The following is an 18,189-nucleotide window of genomic DNA, read 5'->3' on the forward strand; positions in this document are numbered from 1 at the left end:
CAAGGACGTCGGCTGGCCTCGGTACGATGGGGAAACAACGACGTCGACAGGAGCCATGTGAACCATGTGTTTGCGTGGGAGCAGCCGACGCCGATGACCGGCTGGCTCGAAGGCGCGCACTGCCGAAACAGTCCGCTATAGGTTAAATCAATGTGACAACTCTGCGCCGAATGTCAAAGGTCGGACCAGGAAGAAAGCTGGTTCGAGACGCGACCCGACGTCTCGGCGGTCGCCTGCAGTCCAGAATATGGCGTAGACGGGTTGAACACAGGGATACGGCAACGACCCAAGGCTAAGCAGCCTTGGGCCTCGTGATCGGTCGGGCGGCTGAGCTCAGGCGCCTTCGACGGTCAGTTGGACGTCGACATTGCCGCGGGTCGCGTGGCTGTAGGGGCAAACCTGCTCATGTGCCTCGTTGCAGAGCTCCTGCAATTCAGCCTGGGGCAGGCTCTTGTCGGTCACGACGAGCTTGACCGCGAGGCCGAAACCGCCGGCGTCGCGCGGGCCGATGCTCACGGCGCATTTCACGATCGCGCCAGTCGCGTCCTTCTTGTGCTGCTTGGCAACAAAATCGAGCGCTCCGCCGAAGCAGGCCGCATAACCGGCCGCGAACAGATGTTCGGGCGTGCTCGTGTTGGGCTTGCCGGGGCCGCCCATCTCCTTCGGGACCGACAGCGAGACGCTGACCGAACCGTCATCAGCCGACGTGGTGCCGTTCCGACCGCCAGTTGCCGTGGAGTGAGCCGTAAAGAGGGGTTTGATGTTCGACATCATGGAGACGTGCCTTGTTGTTGCGTTCCGGTCGATCCTGTCCGGACGCGATCGCTATAGCCTGGATCACGTTTGCGGACCATCGGGGCGCCGTTACATTGGGGGCAATTTAATTGAACGAGGCCGGTCGGTCGCGCGGAAAAAGTCGCCTTGACAGCATTGGTCTCGAAGCTTAGCCGCGACGGAATGAGTTCATCATCGTCCCTCACGTCGACCCGGACCACGAGCTTCCCAGGAGGCTTGCGCGAGCTTGCGCCGCGCTATGACACGTTGCTGTGCGATCTTTGGGGCGTCGTCCACAATGGACGACAGATGTTCGCCCCGGCTATTGATGCCTTGCAGAAATTTCGGGCGGGCGGGGGTGTGGTCGTCTTCATCACCAATGCTCCACGTCCGCAGGGGCCTGTGCTCGACCAGATCTTCGATCTCGGCCTACCGCGCGACGCCTTCGACGACATCGTGACATCCGGCGACGTGACCGTGAAATCGATCGCGGCGCGCGGGACCGATCCCGCGTATCATATCGGGCCGACGCGCGATCTTGCGCTGTTCGAGGCGGTCGAAGTCTTGACCAATGTCGCACCGCCGGTCGTCGGGCTCGAGGAGGCCGCCTATGTTGTCGTGACCGGCTTGGTCGACGATGCCGTCGAAGTGCCGGCCGATTATGCCGCACGCCTCGCGGAGATGCGCCGACGTGGGCTTTTGATGATCTGCGCCAATCCGGACATCGTGGTCCATGTCGGCGATAAGCTGATCTATTGCGGCGGCGCATTGGCGCAGGCCTATGCGGCCATTGGCGGCGAGACGTTCCTGGCCGGAAAACCGCATGCGCCGATCTACGAGGCCGCGATCGAGCGCGCGTCGCGTGCGCGACATGGGGCTCCCATCGACCGAAATCGCATTCTGGCGATCGGCGATGCACTCCACACCGATGTGGCAGGCGCTTCCGCGCAGCAGATCGACGTCTTGTTCGTCACCTCCGGCATTCATCGCGAGGAACTGCATCCGGGCGGCGATCGCGATATCGATCGTCTCGCCTTCGCCCAGCGTCTCGCCGATGCGGACCATCGGCCGTTGGCCGCCATGCCGCATCTGACATGGTGAGCGGCGCCGATCGGCACTAGAATAGGGCGTCGGGGCTTCGGGTCCGCGAGGATTGATCAAGATCTTGACCATAGACACGCGCGACCAACCGCATGGAGAGACGCAGGCGCGGCCCTCCGTTGCGTCGCCCATCACGGTCTATGACATGCAGTGGGACCGGGGCGACATGCCGGCCGCACTGCGAGGGGCCGTCGTGGCCATCGGAAATTTTGACGGCATTCATCGCGGCCACAAAGCCGTCATCGAGCGTGCCAAAGCGTTGGCGACGCAGATGGGTCGCCCCTGCGCTGTCTGCACCTTCGAGCCGCACCCCGCCGATTATTTCGGGCGCGGCGCTGCGCTGTTTCGCCTCACACCCGAAACCGCCAAGGCGCAGGCGCTGTTTCGGGTGGCGGTGGACGGCATGATTGTGCTGCCGTTCGACGCAAGAATGGCAAGCCTGTCGGCGGCGGATTTCGTCAGCACGATTTTGGTCGAGCGTCTCGGCATTGCGGCGGCCGTTGTCGGTTACGATTTTCATTTCGGCAAGGCACGCAGCGGCACGCCGGCTTTCTTGGCCGAAGCCGGGCAAAGCGAGGGGTTCACGGTGGAGATCATCGGCAAGATTTCGGCCGATCCGGCCGGCGATCTTTCGGCCGTGTCGTCGACGGCGATCCGCAACGCTTTGGAAAGCGGGGAAGTGGCACGGGCCGCCAAGCTGCTGGGCCATGATTATTTTGTCGTCGGCGAGGTGCTGCACGGACAAAAGCTCGGACGAACGCTCGGCTATCCGACAGCCAACATGCGCCTCGATCCGACCTCCCGCCTCGCGCATGGGATTTATGCCGTCACGGTGCGGGTTCCGGGCTGGTCGGGCGGGGGCGTCGCGAGTTTTGGACGCCGGCCGACCTTCGACAATGGCGCGCCGCTGCTCGAAACCTACATCTTCGATTACACCGGCGACCTCTATGGGCAGACGATCGAGATCGGTTTCGTCGACTGGATCAGGGGTGAGGCCAAGTTCGACGGTATCGACGATCTGATCCGCGCCATGACGGTCGACGAGGCCAAGGCCCGCATCGCACTCGAGCGCCATGCTCGAGGCGAGGTTGAGCGGCCTGCAATCGAGACACGATGAGCGGATGGTCGGCGTGAGCGATAGGTTCGACGTTGCTGTCATCGGCCTTGGCGGTATGGGCAGTGCCGCAGCCGCTCATCTCGCGAGCCGGGGTCAGCGCGTCATCGGCATCGAGAGCCATTATCCGGCTCATGCCCTGAGTTCATCGCATGGCGACAGTCGCCTGATCCGTCTCGGTTATTTCGAGGACCCGGCTTATGTGCCGCTGCTTCGCCGCGCGTATCAAAATTGGCGATCGCTCGAGATTCTCACCCGGCAACAGATCCTAACCGTGACGGGCGTTCTGCAGATCGGACGAGCCGATAGCGCGATCGTGGCCGGCTCGCGCGCCGCCTGCCAATTGCACGACCTGCCGTTCGAAATCCTCGATCCCGCCCGCGTCGCTGAGCGCTATCCGGCTTTCGGGCTCGATGCGGACGAGGTTGGGCTGCTCGAACCACAGGGCGGCTATCTGCGACCCGAGCGCGCCATCATGGCTCACCTCAAGGTCGCGGCTGAGGGTGGGGCGGTTCTCCGCTTCAACGAGAAAGTCACGGCTATTGAGCCGGACGATGCAGGTGTCACGATCGCGACGGCACTCGGCCGGTTGCGCGCCCGGACGGTCGTGGTGGCGACAGGACCCTGGATCGCTGAACTCGTGCCGGATCTGCAACAGGTGGCGCAGCCCATCCGTCAGGTCGTGGCCTGGTACCAGCCGGGCGACGCTTTTTTGGTCACGCCGGACCGCATGCCCGTGTTTCTCCGTGACGAAGGGGAGGCGGGGTCATATTTCGGATTCCCGGCCATCGGACCGGATGGCTTCAAGGTCGGCAAACATTGCCACTTCATGGAGCCGGTCGACCCCGACCAGCCGAATGCGCCGGTGAACGAGCGCGATACGGCGCTGCTCGACGACTTCGTGGCGCGTCGTCTGCCTGGGACAGCGGGGATGCGGCGAGCGACGACGACCTGCCGCTATACGATGCTGCCCGGCGAAGACTTTCTGATCGACCGGCTACCGTCCGACCCGCGCGTGATCGTCGCCTCGCCCTGTTCCGGCCATGGCTATAAATTCGCCAGCGTCATTGGTGAAATCCTCGCTGATCTTGTGATCGACGGCGGCTCCGATTTGCCCATCGCGCTGTTTTCGTTGGCGGCGCTTCAGCGGGCGCGGGGTCGGGCCAACACCGTCTAACGACCGGGATTGGCGAGCGGCAGACCCGGCCGCAAGACGCTTCACACGGTCTGGCGCTTCTGCTAACCAACGCTCATGCTCGGTTTCATCATGCCTTTCTTCAGGCGTTGGATTAGGTCGGCCCGCGCCTGATCGAGGAAGCGGGCCGGAAAAACCGGCGCGTGAGCGCTCTTCATCCTTTCCGCCAGGGCTCAAACGAACGCCAGTCCCGTGAGCCGCTTGGCCTCGAACGACGGCTTTCTTCACGATGCAAGACACGCCAGCCCGCTCCGGCTCCGCTTCTGCCGACGAGCATGATTACGCCGCGACTCTGTTTCTGCCGCAGACCGACTTTCCGATGCGGGCGGGGCTGCCGCAAAAAGAGCCAGCGATCCTGGAGCGATGGAGCGCGATCGATCTCTACGGCAAGCTCCGCGCCGCCTCGAAAGGCCGCGACAAGTTCGTACTGCATGATGGCCCGCCCTATGCGAACGGCAATATCCACATCGGGCATGCGCTCAACAAGCTGCTGAAGGATATGGTCACCAAGTCCCAGCAGATGCTCGGACGCGACTCCAACTATGTACCCGGCTGGGATTGCCACGGTCTGCCGATCGAATGGAAGATCGAGGAAGAGTATCGCGCCAAGGGGCTGAACAAGGACGAGGTGCCGAAGGTCGAGTTTCGCCGCCAGTGTCGCGCCTTCGCGCAGCGCTGGGTCGATATCCAGCGGGAGGAGTTCAAGCGGCTCGGTATCGTCGGTGATTGGGGCCACCCTTATACCACCATGAGCTTTCCGGCCGAGGCGCAGATCGCCCGCGAAATCATGAAATTCGCGGCCAATGGCACGCTCTATCGCGGATCGAAGCCGGTGATGTGGAGCGTCGTCGAAAAGACCGCACTGGCCGAAGCCGAGATCGAATATGAAGACTATACCAGCGACACCGTCTTTGCGGCGTTCCCGGTGCTGCGATCTCCCTCGGCCGACATGATGGACGCGTCCATCGTCATCTGGACCACGACGCCCTGGACCATGCCGGGGAATCGCGCCATCGCGTTCTCGTCGCGTGTGTCATACGGCATGTACGACGTCACCGAGGCCGCCGACGACAATTGGGCCAATGTCGGGGCGCGCTACGTGCTGGCCGATACGCTTGCGGCCGGACTGTTCAAGGCTGCGCGGGTCGTTGCCTTCCAGCGGATCGGCGACGTGTCGTCCGAGACCTTAGCCGCCACGCTCTGCCGCCACCCCTTCGCCACGACTTTGCCGGGCTATGATTTTCCTGTGCCGTTGCTCGAAGGCGACCATGTGACCGACGAGGCCGGCACGGGATTCGTGCATACCGCGCCAAGCCATGGCCGCGAGGATTTCGACCTGTGGATGGCAAGGACTCGTGAGCTTCTGAGCCTTGGGGTCGATACCCGCATTCCCTACACGGTCGATGCCGACGGGGCCTATACGGCTGATGCGCCGGGGTTCGAAGGCAAGCGCGTCCTGACCGAAACCGGGGCGAAGGGCGACGCCAACGAAGCGATCTTTGCGGCTCTGCTCGCGGCCGGCACGCTCGTGGCGCGCGGCAAGGTCAAGCATCCCTATCCGCACTCGTGGCGTTCCAAAAAGCCGGTTATCTTCCGCAACACGCCGCAATGGTTCATCGCGATGGATCAACCCATCGCCGGTATGAGCCTTGGGGGAGACAACGCCAGTGCGATCGACGCGGCGCTGTCCAACGGTGGCCCGACCTTGCGCGAGCTCGCGCTCGAAGCGATCGTGCAGACCAAATGGGTGCCGGCGAGCGGCGAAAACCGCATCACCGGCATGGTCGCCAACCGGCCCGATTGGGTCGTGTCGCGCCAGCGTGCCTGGGGCGTGCCGATCGCGATCTTTGTTCGTGAAGCCGAGGGCGGCGCGATCGAGATCCTTCGCGACGAGACTGTCAATGCCAGCGTGATCGCGGCCTTCGAGGCAGAGGGCGCCGACGCTTGGTATCGGGAAGGGGCGCGCGAGCGCTTTCTCGGCGATCTATCCGGCGAGGCTTGGCAGCCGGTGCAGGACATCCTTGATGTGTGGTTCGACTCGGGGTCGACCCATGCGTTCGTTTTGGAAGACGCCGTGCATTTCCCTGGTCTCGCCGGGATCAAGCGGCGCGCTGTCGGCGGCACCGACGAGGTCATGTATCTCGAAGGCTCCGACCAGCATCGGGGCTGGTTCCATTCGTCGCTGCTCGAAAGCTGTGGCACCCGCGGCATCGCGCCCTATGACATCGTGCTGACGCATGGCTTCACGCTGGACGAGCGCGGCCGCAAAATGTCGAAATCGCTCGGCAACCAGACGTTGCCGCAGGACATCATCAAGGTCAGCGGCGCAGATATCCTGCGGCTGTGGGTGGCGGGCGTCGACTATTCGGACGATCAGCGCATCGGGCCGGAAATCCTGAAAACCACGTCCGATACATATCGAAAGCTTCGCAACACCCTGCGCTGGATGCTCGGCACCCTGGCGCATTACCGGCCCGAGCAGGCGGTCGATCATGACGCGATGGATGAGATCGACCGGCTCATGCTGCATCGGCTCGCCGAACTCGATGTCGAGGTGCGGGACGCTTATGCGCGTTTCGACTATAAGCGGATTGTGGCGCGCCTGTCCGCCTTTCTCAACACCGACCTTTCGGCCTTCTACTTCGATGTCCGCAAGGACTCGCTCTATTGCGACCCGCTTTCAAGCACCAAGCGGCTTGGGTCACTGACCGCGATCGAGCATATTTTCCGGAGCGTCACGGTCTGGCTCGCGCCGATCCTCTCCTTCACCTGCGAAGAGGCATGGCTGAACCGCTACCCCGATGCGGCTTCGGTCCACCTCGAATTGTTTCCCGATCTTCCAGCGGCGTGGCGCGACGACGCGCTGGCGTCCAAGTGGGATGCGATCAGGCGGGTGCGTTCGGCCGTGACTGGTGCGCTCGAGATCGAGCGGGCCAACAAGCGGATGGGGTCCTCGCTCGAAGCCGCGCCGCTGGTTTTCGTTGATGATGCCGCTTTGGTGGCGCTGCTCGGATCGGTCGACTTCGCCGAGGTCTGTATCGTGTCGGATATCGCGGTCGAGGCCGGTCGCGGGCCTGACGAGGCTTATCGGCAGGCCGACGTGCCCGGCGTCGCGGTGGTGCCGCGTCGTGCCGAAGGGCGGAAGTGCGCTCGCTCGTGGAAAATCACCCCCTCGGTTGGTGGTGATCCCGATTATCCCGACGTGACACCGCGCGACGCGCTCGCGCTGCGTGAGCTCGCGGCTCGTGACACCGCCTTGCGCGGCAGCGCGGCCTGATGCCGATCCGCGTTCTCGGGCTTCTGGTCGCTCTGGCGGCTTTGGCGGCCGATCAAGCATCGAAGCTGTGGCTGTTGTTCGTCTATGATCTTGGCAACCATCAGCCAGTGCGGCTGTTGCCGTTTCTTGATCTCGTCCTCGTCTGGAACCGCGGCATCTCTTACTCGCTGTTCACGACCGATAGCGAACGGGGCAGGGTGATCTTGCTGGCCGTGACGCTACTGGCGACGGCGGCGCTCGTGGTCTGGTTATTTCGGGTGCACAGCCGGTTCACGGCGGCGGCGCTGGGCCTCTTGATTGGCGGCGCGCTCGGCAATGCCTACGATCGGTTTGCCTACGGGGCGGTGGCGGATTTCGTGTGGTTTCACGCGAGAACGTTCTCGTGGTATATTTTCAACGGTGCGGATATCGCGATCGTGATCGGCGTCATCTTGCTGATCTACGAGTCGATCTTCCAACGAGCCGCCTCCAAAATGCCGTGAAGCCTCGGCATCAACCGACAATATGGTCAGGCGCCATGACCACATCGACCTGATATCGGCGCAACAAGAAGGAGTTCGCTTTGGCCCATCGTTCTAAGACAACGCGAACCGTCATCTTGGGTGCTGCGCTTGCGAGTGGCCTCGCCTTTGCGGGAACCCAGGCGCGTGCTGCCGACGACGGTTATGACAACGTGTTCTCGTCTGTGCTGACCGCCACGGGGTTGCTCCACGAGAAGACCTCTCCGGACATCGAATATCGCGAGCGGCCGCCGCTGGTTCTCCCGCCCAAGGCTGGGTTGGTGGCACCGGTGAAGCAGGGCGCCGCCCGGCCGAGCTCGTGGCCGCAGGATCCCGACGTGTTGAAGCAGCGCAAGGCTGCCGAAGCAGCCCGTGCGCCAATGCTCGATGGTTTCGCCAATTCGCGGGATGGTGTGCTGTCGAAGGAAGAATTGATGCGTGGCCGTGTTGCTGGCGGCCAAGGCGGCGGCCCCGACGAGTGCGGTGGGTTCGCCAACAACAACCGCTCCTGCAACCTGCTCAGCCCGGACGAATTGAAGGCGCAAGGCGACCGCTACAATGCGATGGTGGGTGCCGACAAAAAGTCGGATGTCGTCACGGCTGGTGTCGAACCGGATCGCGTTTATCTGACCCAACCGCCGCGTGGATATTTGAAGGCGACCAAGACCGTGAAGGTCACGGCGGAAGCACCGCGCGAGATCGTCGACGAGTCGAATCCGAAGGCCGCCAACTACTATCGCGCGCCCACCAACGAATAAGTCTCGTTAGGCTCGTCGGGGGCGGCCTTGCCCTCCCCGACGCCGTTGCTTAGAACGCGCGCTTGATCCTTCGACGCTTGGGCGAATGGCCTGGTGTCGAACCAACCAGATCGAGCGTCGTCCGTTTCCCTCTTTGATGTCATCGGGGCCGGCCGCTCGAGTGCGAGAGCCCCATGTCGATCGATGCTCCGGCCAACAACGAGACCGTCAAGCCGCGCCTGCCGCGTGGGTTGATCGACCGCGGCCCGCTTGATCTTGCCGCGACCGATCGGATGTTGTCGGCCATTCGTGAGAATTACGCGCTCTACGGTTTCGAGGCGGTCGAAACACCGCTGATCGAATATACCGACGCGCTCGGCAAATTCCTGCCCGATCTCGATCGGCCCAACGAGGGTGTTTTCTCGTTCAAGGACGACGACGAGGCTTGGCTGTCTCTGCGCTATGATTTGACCGCGCCGCTCGCCCGCTACGTGGCCCAGAATTACGACACGCTGCCGAAACCCTATCGCAGTTTTCGCGTCGGGCAGGTGTTTCGGAACGAGAAGCCGGGGCCGGGTCGTTTTCGTCAATTCATGCAATTCGACGCCGATACGGTCGGGTCCGCCTCTGTCGCGGCCGATGCCGAAATGTGCGTTATGGCGGCCGGGACCCTAGAGAAGCTCGGCATCCCGCGCGGCGACTATCGCGTCAAGGTCAATAATCGCAAGGTCCTCGATGGCGTCATGGAGGCTGCTGGTCTCGGCGCGCCCGATCAGGCCGGGCGACGACTGACCGTTCTCCGCGCGATCGATAAGCTCGATCGGCTCGGTCCCGACGGGGTTCGCGCGCTGCTCGGGTCCGGGCGCCGCGACGAGAGCGGCGACTTTACCAAGGGCGCCGGGCTCGATGAGGCGGCGATCGCCACGATCCTGGCTTTTACCGAGGCCGGAACCGACACCAACGACGCGACGCTGGTCAACCTCGCCGAGGTCGTGGCTGGCTCAGCGCGCGGGCAGGAGGGGGTCGCCGAACTGCGCGAGATCGCGGCTCTGGTGGCGGCTGCCGGCTGTGGCGAAGATCAGGTGATCCTCGATCCATCGGTCGTGCGTGGGCTCGAATATTACACCGGTCCAGTCTTCGAGGCCGATCTCACCTTCACGGTTCAGGGCGAGGACGGGAAGCCCGTTCGCTTTGGATCGGTCGGCGGCGGGGGGCGCTACGATGGCTTGGTGGCGCGCTTTCGCAACGAACCCGTTCCAGCCACCGGATTTTCCATTGGTGTATCGCGGTTGTTCGCGGCCCTGAAGGCGGTCGGTAGCCCGATCGTTGTCGGCGGTCCTGCGGCCGGACCGGTCGTGGTTCTGGTGCTCGATAAAGATCAGCTGCCGCATTATCAAGGTTTGGTGACGCGGCTACGCGAGGCGGGCGTGCGGGCCGAACTCTACCTCGGGCAGTCCGGCATGAACGCGCAGTTGAAATATGCCGACAAGCGCGCCAGCGTTTGCGCCGTCATTCAAGGCAGCAACGAGCGTCAGGCCGAGGGCGGCGCGACCGTCATGATCCGCGATCTCGTCCTTGGGGCGGAACTCGCCAAGGGCAGCAAAGACCGCGACGATTATCTCGACTTGCGCCAAAAGGCACAATTTCCAGTTTTGGAGGCCGATCTCGTAACGGCCGTTCAGGAGGTTCTCGCCCGCCACGCCTAGACCCCGGGGTGCGGCGGTTGCGGACTATTGACTCTCCGTCCCGAAAGCGGTCGCGCCGAGCAGCCACGCTTGTTACAAGCGCGCCAATGACGTGTCGGACGAGCATTACCCTCATGGGGCGCACGATCCGACGCTCGACCGGAACGACGAGGACGCACGGTTGACGATGAGTTCGGAACAGACGGCGGTATCGATCGGCGATCGACGCCAAGCGGCCCTCTTAGCGCGGTTCGCGGCGTCCGGCTACGAGCCGATCGACTTGCCGATCCTCGGCCCGGCCTCGGTCTTCATCGATTTTTCCGGTGAAGAGATCCGCTCGGGCTTGTTCCTGACCAGCGATGACGCGGGCGCTGAACTCTGTCTTCGCCCCGAATATACGATCCCTTTGTGCCGCGCCTATCTCGGTTCGGATCGCGCTGGCCGACAGGCCAGCTTCGCCTATTGTGGTCCCGTCTTCCGGTCGCGGCCGGGCCACGCCGCCGAGAGTGTGCAATCAGGAATCGAGAGCTACGGGCGGGCCGATATCGCGGCCGCCGATGCCGAGATTTTGGCGCTCTCGCTTGAGGCGGCTGCGGCGGCCGGCACCGCCGGTCTCGCGATCCGCGTCGGAGATGCCGGGCTTGTGTCGCGCGTCTTTCAAGCGTTGCGTCTTCCAGAGAGTTGGCAGCGTCGGCTGCGGCGTGGGCTCGACAAGGGCCAGACGATTGACACGATCATGAACGGAGCGCCGAGCGCGATCGGTGACCATTCGGGCGTGTTGGCGGCCCTGACCGGGACGGATCAGAAGGGCGCGCGGGCGCTCGTCGAAGATCTCTTGTCGATCGCCGGCATCGCATCGGTCGGTGGCCGCTCCGCTGCCGAGATTGCCGAGCGTTTTCTGGTTCAGGTGGCCAACAAGGCGTCGCCGGCTTTTGCCGACGAGCAACGGCACAGCCTCGACCGCTTTCTGGCCATCGACGGGTCGCTCGACGACGCCTCCGCCAAGCTACGCGCTTGGGCCCGCGAGACCGGGCTGGACCTTGGCGACGCTCTCGACCTCTTCGATGACCGCATCAATTTCATGGCGGCCTGCGATATCGACATGGATGCGCTGGTGTTTGAAGCCTCGTTTGGACGCAACCTCGATTACTATACCGGCTTCGTCTTCGAGGCACGGCGCCCCGGCGCGGTTCAGGAGGGCGACGACGTCTTGATCGGCGGCGGACGCTACGACCGCTTGGCCGAACAACTCGGCAGTCGTGAGCCGATCGCGGCCGTCGGCGCGTCGATCTGGGTCGACCGCCTCGACGATACGTCCCGCGAAGGAGCGATCCGATGAGCGACGTATCGAACACGCCGTTCGTTGTGGCAGTCCCGTCCAAGGGCCGTCTGCAGGAAAATGCGGCCCAGTTTTTTGCCCGTGCCGGTCTCACGCTCGTGCAAGGCCGCGGCGCGCGCGATTATCGCGGCACGCTGGCGGGTTTCGACGGCCTCGAGGTCGCCTATCTGCCGGTCTCCGAAATCGTGGCAAGCCTCAAGGACGGATCGGTCCATCTCGGGGTGGCGGGGGAAGACCTGATCCGCGAAGCGATGCCGGACGCCGACGCCCGCGTCGAACTGCTGGCGCCCCTCGGCTTTGGCAATGCGAATGTCGTCGTTGCGGTTCCGCAAGCCTGGATCGACGTCCGAACGATGACGGACCTTGAGGATGTGGCGGCGATCTTTCATGCACGACGCGGTCAGCGGATGCGGGTCGCGACCAAATACATCGATCTCACGCGGCGCTTCTTCGCCCAGCACGGGGTCAGCGACTACCGGATCGTCGAAAGTCTCGGCGCGACCGAGGGGGCTCCTGCCTCTGGCACGGCGGAACTGATCGTCGACATCACGACGACGGGCGCGACCCTCACGGCAAATGCGCTCAAGGTGCTCGATGATGGTGTCATCCTGCGATCCGAGGCTAATCTGGTCGCGTCGATGCGGGCCGACTGGAGCGAACCGCATCTCCGCACCGCACGCGCGATTTTGTCGCGCATCGCGGCTGAGGAAACGGCGCGGCAAACGCGCGACGTCGTGGCCGATTTTCCAGATGTCCGCGATGGTCTCGGGCAAGAAGCGGCCGAGCGTTTCGGCGCCACGCTTCTCAGCGAGGGAAAGCGGGAGGCGACGACCTTCCGATGCAAGCGGCGCGACGCCGCGTCCTTGGCCGAGTGGCTCATCGAGCAGGGCGCTCATGCGGTTTCGGTACGCACAAACGATTATCTGTTCGCGTCGGATAGCCCCTTGTTCGATACGCTCGTTCATCGCGTTCGCCGAACGTAAAACGGCGCGACCCGAAGGCCGCGCCGTGTGAACTGACGAACAGGGATCAGGACAGACCGACCTTGGGGGCCGCCGATTGATCCCGATGCGTCGTCTCAGGGCTCGCTGCCTTTGGCCTTCACGTAATACCACGGCTCCGGAGCCACGGTGGCCTGCGGGACGGCGGTGATCACCGTCCGGCGACCAGCCACTCGAGCGGGCGCTTCGGCGGTTGCGTAGGGAAGATCGTAATCGGAGGGGCGCGACGTTGCCCGGTAGTCGCTCGCGCCGACCGAATAGTGATTGTGGACGTTGATGGGCCGGGACGGAGCAGACTGGGCCAAGGCCGCAGTCGAAGCGAGCATCACACCCGCAACAGCGATGTAGACTGCTTTATTCTGCATGAGACGTGCTCTTCGGTTTCAGAGGTTTGTTCCTCAGACCGCCAGCTTTGACCCCGGCACCGATGTTGAGCAATCGTCTTGGCGCTTGGCTGCTATGCACAGGAAACAGGCTCGATTTGTCAAGTAATTGATCATGTTGAATAATGTACCGATCGGTATTCTTGCGATCAAAAGATCGTGAACCGATCGGGTCGGGTAGCGCGGGGAGCAAAGCGCTTTGCACCGCTTCGAGCAGCGGTTTAGATAGAGTTTGTGCGGAGTAAGGTTGCGTGATGATCGCTTTTCGACTCGTTTTGACGGCTGTCGCTTTGATCGGGATCGGTCTTCCGGCCGTTGCAAGTCCCCGCCATCCGGCCGCCAAGGCGGCAGACGCGAAGCCGACCACACCAGAGAAGGCATTCCCGCTCGGCAACACGTGGATCTTGCAGTCGATCAACGGCAAGGTCCCGGTCGGCGAGGCGCCCAGTTTTGCGCTCGATACGACCATGCGGGCGACCGGCTTTTCGGGGTGCAACACCTTCTCAATGGCGCTTTACCCGGTGAAGGACCAGAAGCTCGCGGCAGGCGCGATCGCGCTGACCCGCAAGACCTGCGACAAGGCCACGATGCTGGCCGAGCGCGACTTTCTGGTCGGGCTTCACTCCCTGCCGACCTGGCAAGCCTCCGACAACGGCGACCTCACGATCAAGGGTCGCACCGGCGTTATGCAATTTCGACGCGGGATTTGACCGGGGCGGGGTCTCAGTCGGGGCGGAAGTGCTTGGATAACTTCAGGCCCTGTGCCTGATAATTCGAGCCCGACGCAGCGCCGTACAGCGACTTAGGCCGCTCCGAGAGACGCTCATAGAGCAGGCGGCCGATGATCTGGCCATCCTCGAGAATGAACGGCACATCGCGGGAGCGGACTTCGAGCACTGCCCTGGCGCCCGTGCCGCCCGCCTCCGACGCGCCGAAGCCGGGGTCGAAAAAGCCCGCGTAATGCACGCGGAACTCGCCGACGAGCGGGTCGAACGGCACCATTTCGGCCGCATGATCGGCCGGAACATGCACGGCCTCCTTCGAGGCCAGGATGTAAAATTCGCCCGGATCGAGCACGAGCTCCTTGCGCGACCGGAGCGGAAGCGGTTCCCAAAAATCGTGCAGGTCGTAGAGCCCGACCGTATCGACGTCGATCAGCCCGGTGTGGCGTTTGGCGCGGTAGCCGATGAGCCCGCGATCGAAGCCACCGAGATCGACCGAAAGCGCCACGCCACCCGCGATCGAGGGCGTCGAGCCGGACACCAGGGTGTCGCGTCGATGCAGCGCGAGATGCGCGGCGTCGTCGAGCCGTGACTGCCCGGCGCGGAAGCGGATCTGCGACAGGCGCGATCCCGCCTTCACGCGCACCGGAAAGCTGCGCGGGCTGACTTCGAGGTAAAGCGGCCCGGCATAGCCGGCCTCGACAAAGTCGAATTCCCGCGCCTGATCGGTGATGACGCGCGTGAAGACGTCGATACGGCCGGTCGAACTCTTTGGGTTGGTGGCGGCCGAAATCGAGGCCGGAAGGTTCAGGGTTTCGTCGAGCTCGACGATCGTGACGGTGCCGGTCTCCAGCACGACGGGGCTCGACAGGTCCATTTCGTGCGAAGGCTGGCTTGCGATGCAGGCTTCGACTGTTCGGTTCGGACCGGGCAGGAAACTGGCTCTCACGCGCCACGCCCGCGTGCCAAGCCGAAGATCGAGGCTCGCCGGTTGCACCAGATGCTGGTCGGGTGCCGCCGGCGTGGTCGACACGATGGCGCCTGCGGCCGCCAAGGCCTCGATCTGATGCTCCGCGAGAAGGCCGGGCGGGAAGAGCGGCGAAGTCGTCATGATTGTCGAAGTCGTTCCTAGAGCGCGGACGTTGCCGATTGGGACCGTAGCGTTACGGCAAAGGTCCGTTGACGCCAAGCGTCGCCGGTCTATAGTCCATCAATCGAAGTGGTCATTTGAGCCGGCTGGCTTGCCGCCACGTTAAACAAAGCGCTAAAAAGCCGGGTCGCCCGAACGGCCCCGCTTCGCGTTTTGAACGCAGACGCCTCCACGCGTCTTGCCAGCCGCGCCCGTTTGCACCTCGCTCCTGCATTCGGAGGATTTGTGGACAATTCCAACGCCAACACCCGTTCGGCTCTTCGGCCCGCCACGCGCCTCGTTCATGGCGGCACAATGCGGTCGCAATTCGGCGAAGTCTCCGAAGCCTTGTTCCTGACACAAGGCTACGCCTACGACTCGATGGAGGCCGCCGAGGCGCGGTTCAACGGCGGAGATCCCGGGTTCGTCTATTCGCGCTTCTCGAACCCGACGGTCGCGATGTTCGAGGCCCGTATGGCGCTGCTGGAAGGTTGCGAGGCCGCGCGCGCCACGGCCACAGGAATGGCGGCCGTGACGGCCGCGATGATGGGGCAGGTGCAGGCGGGCGATCATGTCGTGGCGGCCAAGGCGCTGTTCGGGTCCTGTCGCTACGTGGTCGAAGAATTGTTGCCGCGGTTCGGCGTGGCGTCGACCCTGGTCGACGGCGAGGATCTCGATCAATGGCGCGCTGCCATGCGGCCAGAGACCAAGGTGGTCTTTCTGGAAAGCCCAACCAACCCGACCCTGAGCCTCGTCGATATCGCGGCTGTGGCCGAGATCGCCCATGCGGGCGGCGCTTTGCTCACGGTCGATAACGTCTTCGCCACGCCGATGCTGCAGAGCCCCTTCGAACTCGGCGCCGATTGCGTCGTCTATTCGACCACCAAACACATCGACGGGCAGGGGCGCTGCCTCGGCGGCGTCATCCTCGGCTCGCAGGACTTCATCGACACCAAGATGCAGACCTTCCTGCGGCAGACCGGGCCGGCTCTGTCGCCGTTCAACGCTTGGGTCATGTTGAAGGGGCTCGAAACGCTGCCATTGCGCGTCGCGGCGCAAGATGCGAGCGCCAGCCGCATCGCCGATTTCCTGGCGGATCACAAACAGATCTCCCGCGTCATCTATCCGGGCCGCGACGACCATCCGCAGGCCGAACTGGCTCGGCGTCAGATGAAGGGCGGCGGGACGCTGGTGGCGTTCGACGTGGTCGGCGGTAAGCCGGCGGCATTCCGCTTCGCCAATGCACTGAAGGTCATCCTGATCTCGAATAATTTGGGCGATGCCAAAAGCCTGATCACCCACCCGGCCACGACGACGCACCAGCGTCTCAGCGCCGAGGTGCGCGCGGGTCTCGGGATCAACGACGCCATGCTGCGGTTGTCGGTCGGGCTCGAGGACGTGCATGATTTGCTCGAAGACATCGGCCGGGCGCTCGACCACGCCGATTGACCATCACGGTGAACGCCGCTCGCAAAAGAACGCTCGAAGCCATTTTTTTGCGGCGCGTCCTCTAGTAAGGTCGGTCGGCACGATACGGCTTTGGGCGGAGCTTCGGCATGTATACGGCAGTAACGCACGACATTCAGGTCTCGGTCTTCCCCGAATATCTGGCGGACCGGTCCGACCCGAAGAACGACCGCTATTTCTGGGCTTATACGATCGAGATCGCCAATATGAGTCGGCTGCGGGTTCAGCTGCTGTCCCGCTACTGGCAGATCACCGATGCAAACGGCCATGTCGAGGAAGTGCAGGGACTGGGAGTCGTGGGGGAACAGCCGGTTCTCGAACCCGGCGAGTCGTTTCGCTACACATCGGGCTGTCCGTTGACGACGCCAAGCGGCATCATGACCGGGACCTACCATATGGTCGACGACGCCGATCACACCTTTCCGGTCGCGATCCCGCCCTTCTCGCTCGACAGTCCGCAGGCCAAGCGGGTGTTGAACTAGGCCGATAGGCCTTCGCAACACGCATTGATGAACTGCTGGATCAGTCGCGCGCGCTCGACCTCGATGCGGCAGCGAAGACTGCGCCCTTCCCGGGTCTGCATGACCAGTCCGATGCCGATCAACTGCGCGAGATGATGCGACAGCGTCGATTTCGGAATCCCGATCCGATCCTGGATCTCGCCGACGGAATGGCCCGTCTCGCCTGCTTTGACCAGCAGGTTGAAGATCTGCAGCCGGTGCGGATGGCCGAGTTCGGCAAGGCAGCGGGCCGCTTCCTGAAAAGCGAGTGGTTTTTGAGACGGTTCGAGGCTCATCAACATCCTTTAAGCGAGGATGGAGCGGCGGCTGCCCGTCTATCGACGCGTGGGTGCCGCGTGTTGGTCTGATCGGTGATGGTCAAGATCAGCCTGTGCAATGGGCCCCGCCACAGACCGATGGATGAACGATCGAACAGACGAAACACTGCACGTGCCCTCGATTGGTTTGATAGTTCTAGAATATTGGGAATATAAGGTTTCGGTCAATCCCGGAGCTTCCACATGTCTGTTCAGACCGTCCCCTCTTTGACAACCGGAAGCTGTCTTTGCGGCGGCGTCCGCTTCGCCATCCACGGACCGCTGCGTCCCGTGACGGTCTGCCATTGCATCATGTGCCAACGGGCCAACACTCACGATGGAGCCTATACGGCTTGCGCGCCCGATGCGCTGGAGCTGCGTGAAACCCGCAAGCTGAAATGGTATCGATCCTCGCCGTCCGCGCGGCGCGGCTTTTGTTCGGGCTGCGGCGCGCAATTATTCTGGGAGCCGACGGCTCGATCCCACATCAGCATATCGGCCGGCAGCCTCGATCGACCCAATGCTCTGGTGGAGGGGCGACATATCTTCTGTGAACAAAAGGCGGACTATGAGCCGGTCGCGGCTCTCCACTCCGCTGCGGTTCCGGCTTGCGATTGACACGCTCGCCCACGACCCGCTACCACAAGCCTGTCCAAAGGTCCCGCAAGGGATGGCCTGGCAACAGGCCTAGGGAATGCGGTGCGGGCCTCGGCCCAAGACCGCAGCTGCCCCCGCAACTGTAGGCGGAAAGTTTCGGCGTCATCAGAGCCACTGGGTTCCGCGCGAGCGGCCCGGGAAGGCGACGTCGAAGCGTTCGTATCCGCGAGCCAGGAAACCTGCCTCAGGTCACAAGAAGCGCGCGCCGGGCGGGGTGTCCTGGAGGCTGTTCGGTCGAGCCGTATGCTTTCGACCCGATGATCCGGCATTTCTGCTGGAGCGCACCACCCG

At 63.5% G+C, this 18,189-nt stretch carries 17 protein-coding genes and 2 riboswitches; of the genes, 13 read left to right on the forward strand and 4 right to left on the reverse strand.

Features of this window, described 5'->3' with window-relative positions; translation table 11 throughout:
• Positions 1 to 333: 333 nt before the first annotated feature.
• Entirely contained in the window at positions 334 to 771 is a 438-nt protein-coding gene (locus tag EY713_RS14655; RefSeq protein WP_207388224.1) for an organic hydroperoxide resistance protein, read from the reverse strand.
• 186 nt (positions 772 to 957) lie between these two features.
• On the opposite strand from EY713_RS14655, the gene EY713_RS14660 reads away from it, so the two are divergent.
• The 9 genes from EY713_RS14660 to hisG all read left to right on the forward strand — a co-directional run bounded on the left by EY713_RS14660 (position 958) and on the right by hisG (position 12,705).
• Positions 958 to 1,875 carry a TIGR01459 family HAD-type hydrolase gene (locus EY713_RS14660; RefSeq protein ID WP_131116019.1) on the forward strand — a complete coding sequence of 306 codons (918 nt, stop codon included), beginning with the start codon at positions 958 to 960 and terminating at the stop codon, positions 1,873 to 1,875.
• 64 nt (positions 1,876 to 1,939) lie between these two features.
• Positions 1,940 to 2,992 carry a bifunctional riboflavin kinase/FAD synthetase gene (locus EY713_RS14665; RefSeq protein ID WP_245572735.1) on the forward strand — a complete coding sequence of 351 codons (1,053 nt, stop codon included), beginning with the start codon at positions 1,940 to 1,942 and terminating at the stop codon, positions 2,990 to 2,992.
• 13 nt (positions 2,993 to 3,005) lie between these two features.
• Entirely contained in the window at positions 3,006 to 4,166 is a 1,161-nt protein-coding gene (gene solA, locus EY713_RS14670) for an N-methyl-L-tryptophan oxidase (protein ID WP_131116021.1), read from the forward strand.
• A gap of 247 nt (positions 4,167 to 4,413) precedes the next feature.
• Positions 4,414 to 7,461: an isoleucine--tRNA ligase gene (gene ileS / locus EY713_RS14675; RefSeq protein WP_131116023.1), complete on the forward strand. Its 3,048-nt coding sequence runs from the start codon at positions 4,414 to 4,416 to the stop codon at positions 7,459 to 7,461.
• Positions 7,461 to 7,943: a signal peptidase II gene (gene lspA, locus EY713_RS14680; RefSeq protein ID WP_131116025.1), complete on the forward strand. Its 483-nt coding sequence runs from the start codon at positions 7,461 to 7,463 to the stop codon at positions 7,941 to 7,943. The genes ileS and lspA overlap by 1 nt, the downstream gene beginning before the upstream one ends.
• Before the next feature lie 80 nt (positions 7,944 to 8,023).
• Positions 8,024 to 8,719, forward strand: coding sequence for a hypothetical protein (locus tag EY713_RS14685; protein ID WP_131116027.1), 696 nt, complete (start codon positions 8,024 to 8,026; stop codon positions 8,717 to 8,719).
• A 173-nt stretch (positions 8,720 to 8,892) separates the two neighbouring features.
• Positions 8,893 to 10,404: a histidine--tRNA ligase gene (gene hisS, locus EY713_RS14690; RefSeq protein WP_131116029.1), complete on the forward strand. Its 1,512-nt coding sequence runs from the start codon at positions 8,893 to 8,895 to the stop codon at positions 10,402 to 10,404.
• Positions 10,405 to 10,570: 166 nt separating this feature from the next.
• Positions 10,571 to 11,722 (forward strand): ATP phosphoribosyltransferase regulatory subunit, encoded by a 1,152-nt coding sequence (locus EY713_RS14695; protein WP_131116031.1) that lies wholly within the window; start codon positions 10,571 to 10,573, stop codon positions 11,720 to 11,722.
• Entirely contained in the window at positions 11,719 to 12,705 is a 987-nt protein-coding gene (hisG, locus tag EY713_RS14700) for an ATP phosphoribosyltransferase (protein WP_131116033.1), read from the forward strand. Before EY713_RS14695 ends, hisG begins: the two co-directional genes overlap by 4 nt.
• A 95-nt stretch (positions 12,706 to 12,800) precedes the next feature.
• On the opposite strand, the gene EY713_RS14705 is transcribed toward hisG, so the two are convergent.
• The gene (locus EY713_RS14705) at positions 12,801 to 13,088 is read right to left on the reverse strand and encodes a hypothetical protein (protein ID WP_131116034.1); all 288 of its coding nucleotides are present in this window, start codon (positions 13,086 to 13,088) and stop codon (positions 12,801 to 12,803) included.
• Between the two features lie 272 nt (positions 13,089 to 13,360).
• On the opposite strand from EY713_RS14705, the gene EY713_RS14710 reads away from it, so the two are divergent.
• Positions 13,361 to 13,816 (forward strand): META domain-containing protein, encoded by a 456-nt coding sequence (locus EY713_RS14710; RefSeq protein WP_131116036.1) that lies wholly within the window; start codon positions 13,361 to 13,363, stop codon positions 13,814 to 13,816.
• A 13-nt stretch (positions 13,817 to 13,829) separates the two neighbouring features.
• Here the strand turns inward: EY713_RS14710 and EY713_RS14715 are convergent, their stop codons facing one another.
• On the reverse strand, positions 13,830 to 14,939 hold the full coding sequence (locus tag EY713_RS14715; RefSeq protein WP_131116038.1) for a 2'-deoxycytidine 5'-triphosphate deaminase: 1,110 nt from the start codon (positions 14,937 to 14,939) through the stop codon (positions 13,830 to 13,832).
• Positions 14,940 to 15,037: 98 nt separating this feature from the next.
• Positions 15,038 to 15,116, forward strand: a riboswitch (SAM riboswitch).
• A 156-nt stretch (positions 15,117 to 15,272) separates the two neighbouring features.
• Between EY713_RS14715 and metZ the strand changes: the two genes are divergently transcribed.
• Entirely contained in the window at positions 15,273 to 16,406 is a 1,134-nt protein-coding gene (gene metZ / locus EY713_RS14720) for an O-succinylhomoserine sulfhydrylase (RefSeq protein ID WP_131194363.1), read from the forward strand.
• A gap of 107 nt (positions 16,407 to 16,513) precedes the next feature.
• A complete protein-coding gene (gene apaG, locus EY713_RS14725; protein ID WP_131116042.1) occupies positions 16,514 to 16,906 on the forward strand; it encodes a Co2+/Mg2+ efflux protein ApaG in 393 nt (130 codons plus the stop codon).
• Here the strand turns inward: apaG and EY713_RS14730 are convergent.
• A complete protein-coding gene (locus tag EY713_RS14730; RefSeq protein WP_210215274.1) occupies positions 16,903 to 17,220 on the reverse strand; it encodes an ArsR/SmtB family transcription factor in 318 nt (105 codons plus the stop codon). The genes apaG and EY713_RS14730 overlap by 4 nt on opposite strands.
• A gap of 225 nt (positions 17,221 to 17,445) precedes the next feature.
• Here EY713_RS14730 and EY713_RS14735 point away from each other — a divergent pair, with 225 nt between their 5' ends.
• Positions 17,446 to 17,859 carry a GFA family protein gene (locus EY713_RS14735; protein ID WP_131116045.1) on the forward strand — a complete coding sequence of 138 codons (414 nt, stop codon included), beginning with the start codon at positions 17,446 to 17,448 and terminating at the stop codon, positions 17,857 to 17,859.
• Between the two features lie 21 nt (positions 17,860 to 17,880).
• A riboswitch (cobalamin riboswitch) is annotated at positions 17,881 to 18,099 on the forward strand.
• The last annotated feature ends 90 nt before the right edge of the window (positions 18,100 to 18,189 follow it).

The organism is Lichenihabitans psoromatis (assembly GCF_004323635.1).
Taxonomy (GTDB): Bacteria; Pseudomonadota; Alphaproteobacteria; order Rhizobiales; family Beijerinckiaceae; genus Lichenihabitans; species Lichenihabitans psoromatis.

Bases quoted from the DNA above. Each gene is read 5' to 3' on its own strand.
- EY713_RS14715 (WP_131116038.1), bottom strand. From the start codon at position 14,939: ATGACGACTTCGCCGCTCTTCCCGCCCGGCCTTCTCGCGGAGCATCAG.
- metZ (WP_131194363.1), top strand. From the start codon at position 15,273: ATGCGGTCGCAATTCGGCGAAGTCTCCGAAGCCTTGTTCCTGACACAA.
- lspA (WP_131116025.1), top strand. From the start codon at position 7,461: ATGCCGATCCGCGTTCTCGGGCTTCTGGTCGCTCTGGCGGCTTTGGCG.
- EY713_RS14710 (WP_131116036.1), top strand. From the start codon at position 13,361: ATGATCGCTTTTCGACTCGTTTTGACGGCTGTCGCTTTGATCGGGATC.
- EY713_RS14660 (WP_131116019.1), top strand. From the start codon at position 958: ATGAGTTCATCATCGTCCCTCACGTCGACCCGGACCACGAGCTTCCCA.
- EY713_RS14695 (WP_131116031.1), top strand. From the start codon at position 10,571: ATGAGTTCGGAACAGACGGCGGTATCGATCGGCGATCGACGCCAAGCG.
- apaG (WP_131116042.1), top strand. From the start codon at position 16,514: ATGTATACGGCAGTAACGCACGACATTCAGGTCTCGGTCTTCCCCGAA.
- EY713_RS14730 (WP_210215274.1), bottom strand. From the start codon at position 17,220: ATGAGCCTCGAACCGTCTCAAAAACCACTCGCTTTTCAGGAAGCGGCC.
- ileS (WP_131116023.1), top strand. From the start codon at position 4,414: ATGCAAGACACGCCAGCCCGCTCCGGCTCCGCTTCTGCCGACGAGCAT.
- hisS (WP_131116029.1), top strand. From the start codon at position 8,893: ATGTCGATCGATGCTCCGGCCAACAACGAGACCGTCAAGCCGCGCCTG.
- EY713_RS14735 (WP_131116045.1), top strand. From the start codon at position 17,446: ATGTCTGTTCAGACCGTCCCCTCTTTGACAACCGGAAGCTGTCTTTGC.
- hisG (WP_131116033.1), top strand. From the start codon at position 11,719: ATGAGCGACGTATCGAACACGCCGTTCGTTGTGGCAGTCCCGTCCAAG.
- EY713_RS14655 (WP_207388224.1), bottom strand. From the start codon at position 771: ATGTCGAACATCAAACCCCTCTTTACGGCTCACTCCACGGCAACTGGC.
- EY713_RS14705 (WP_131116034.1), bottom strand. From the start codon at position 13,088: ATGCAGAATAAAGCAGTCTACATCGCTGTTGCGGGTGTGATGCTCGCT.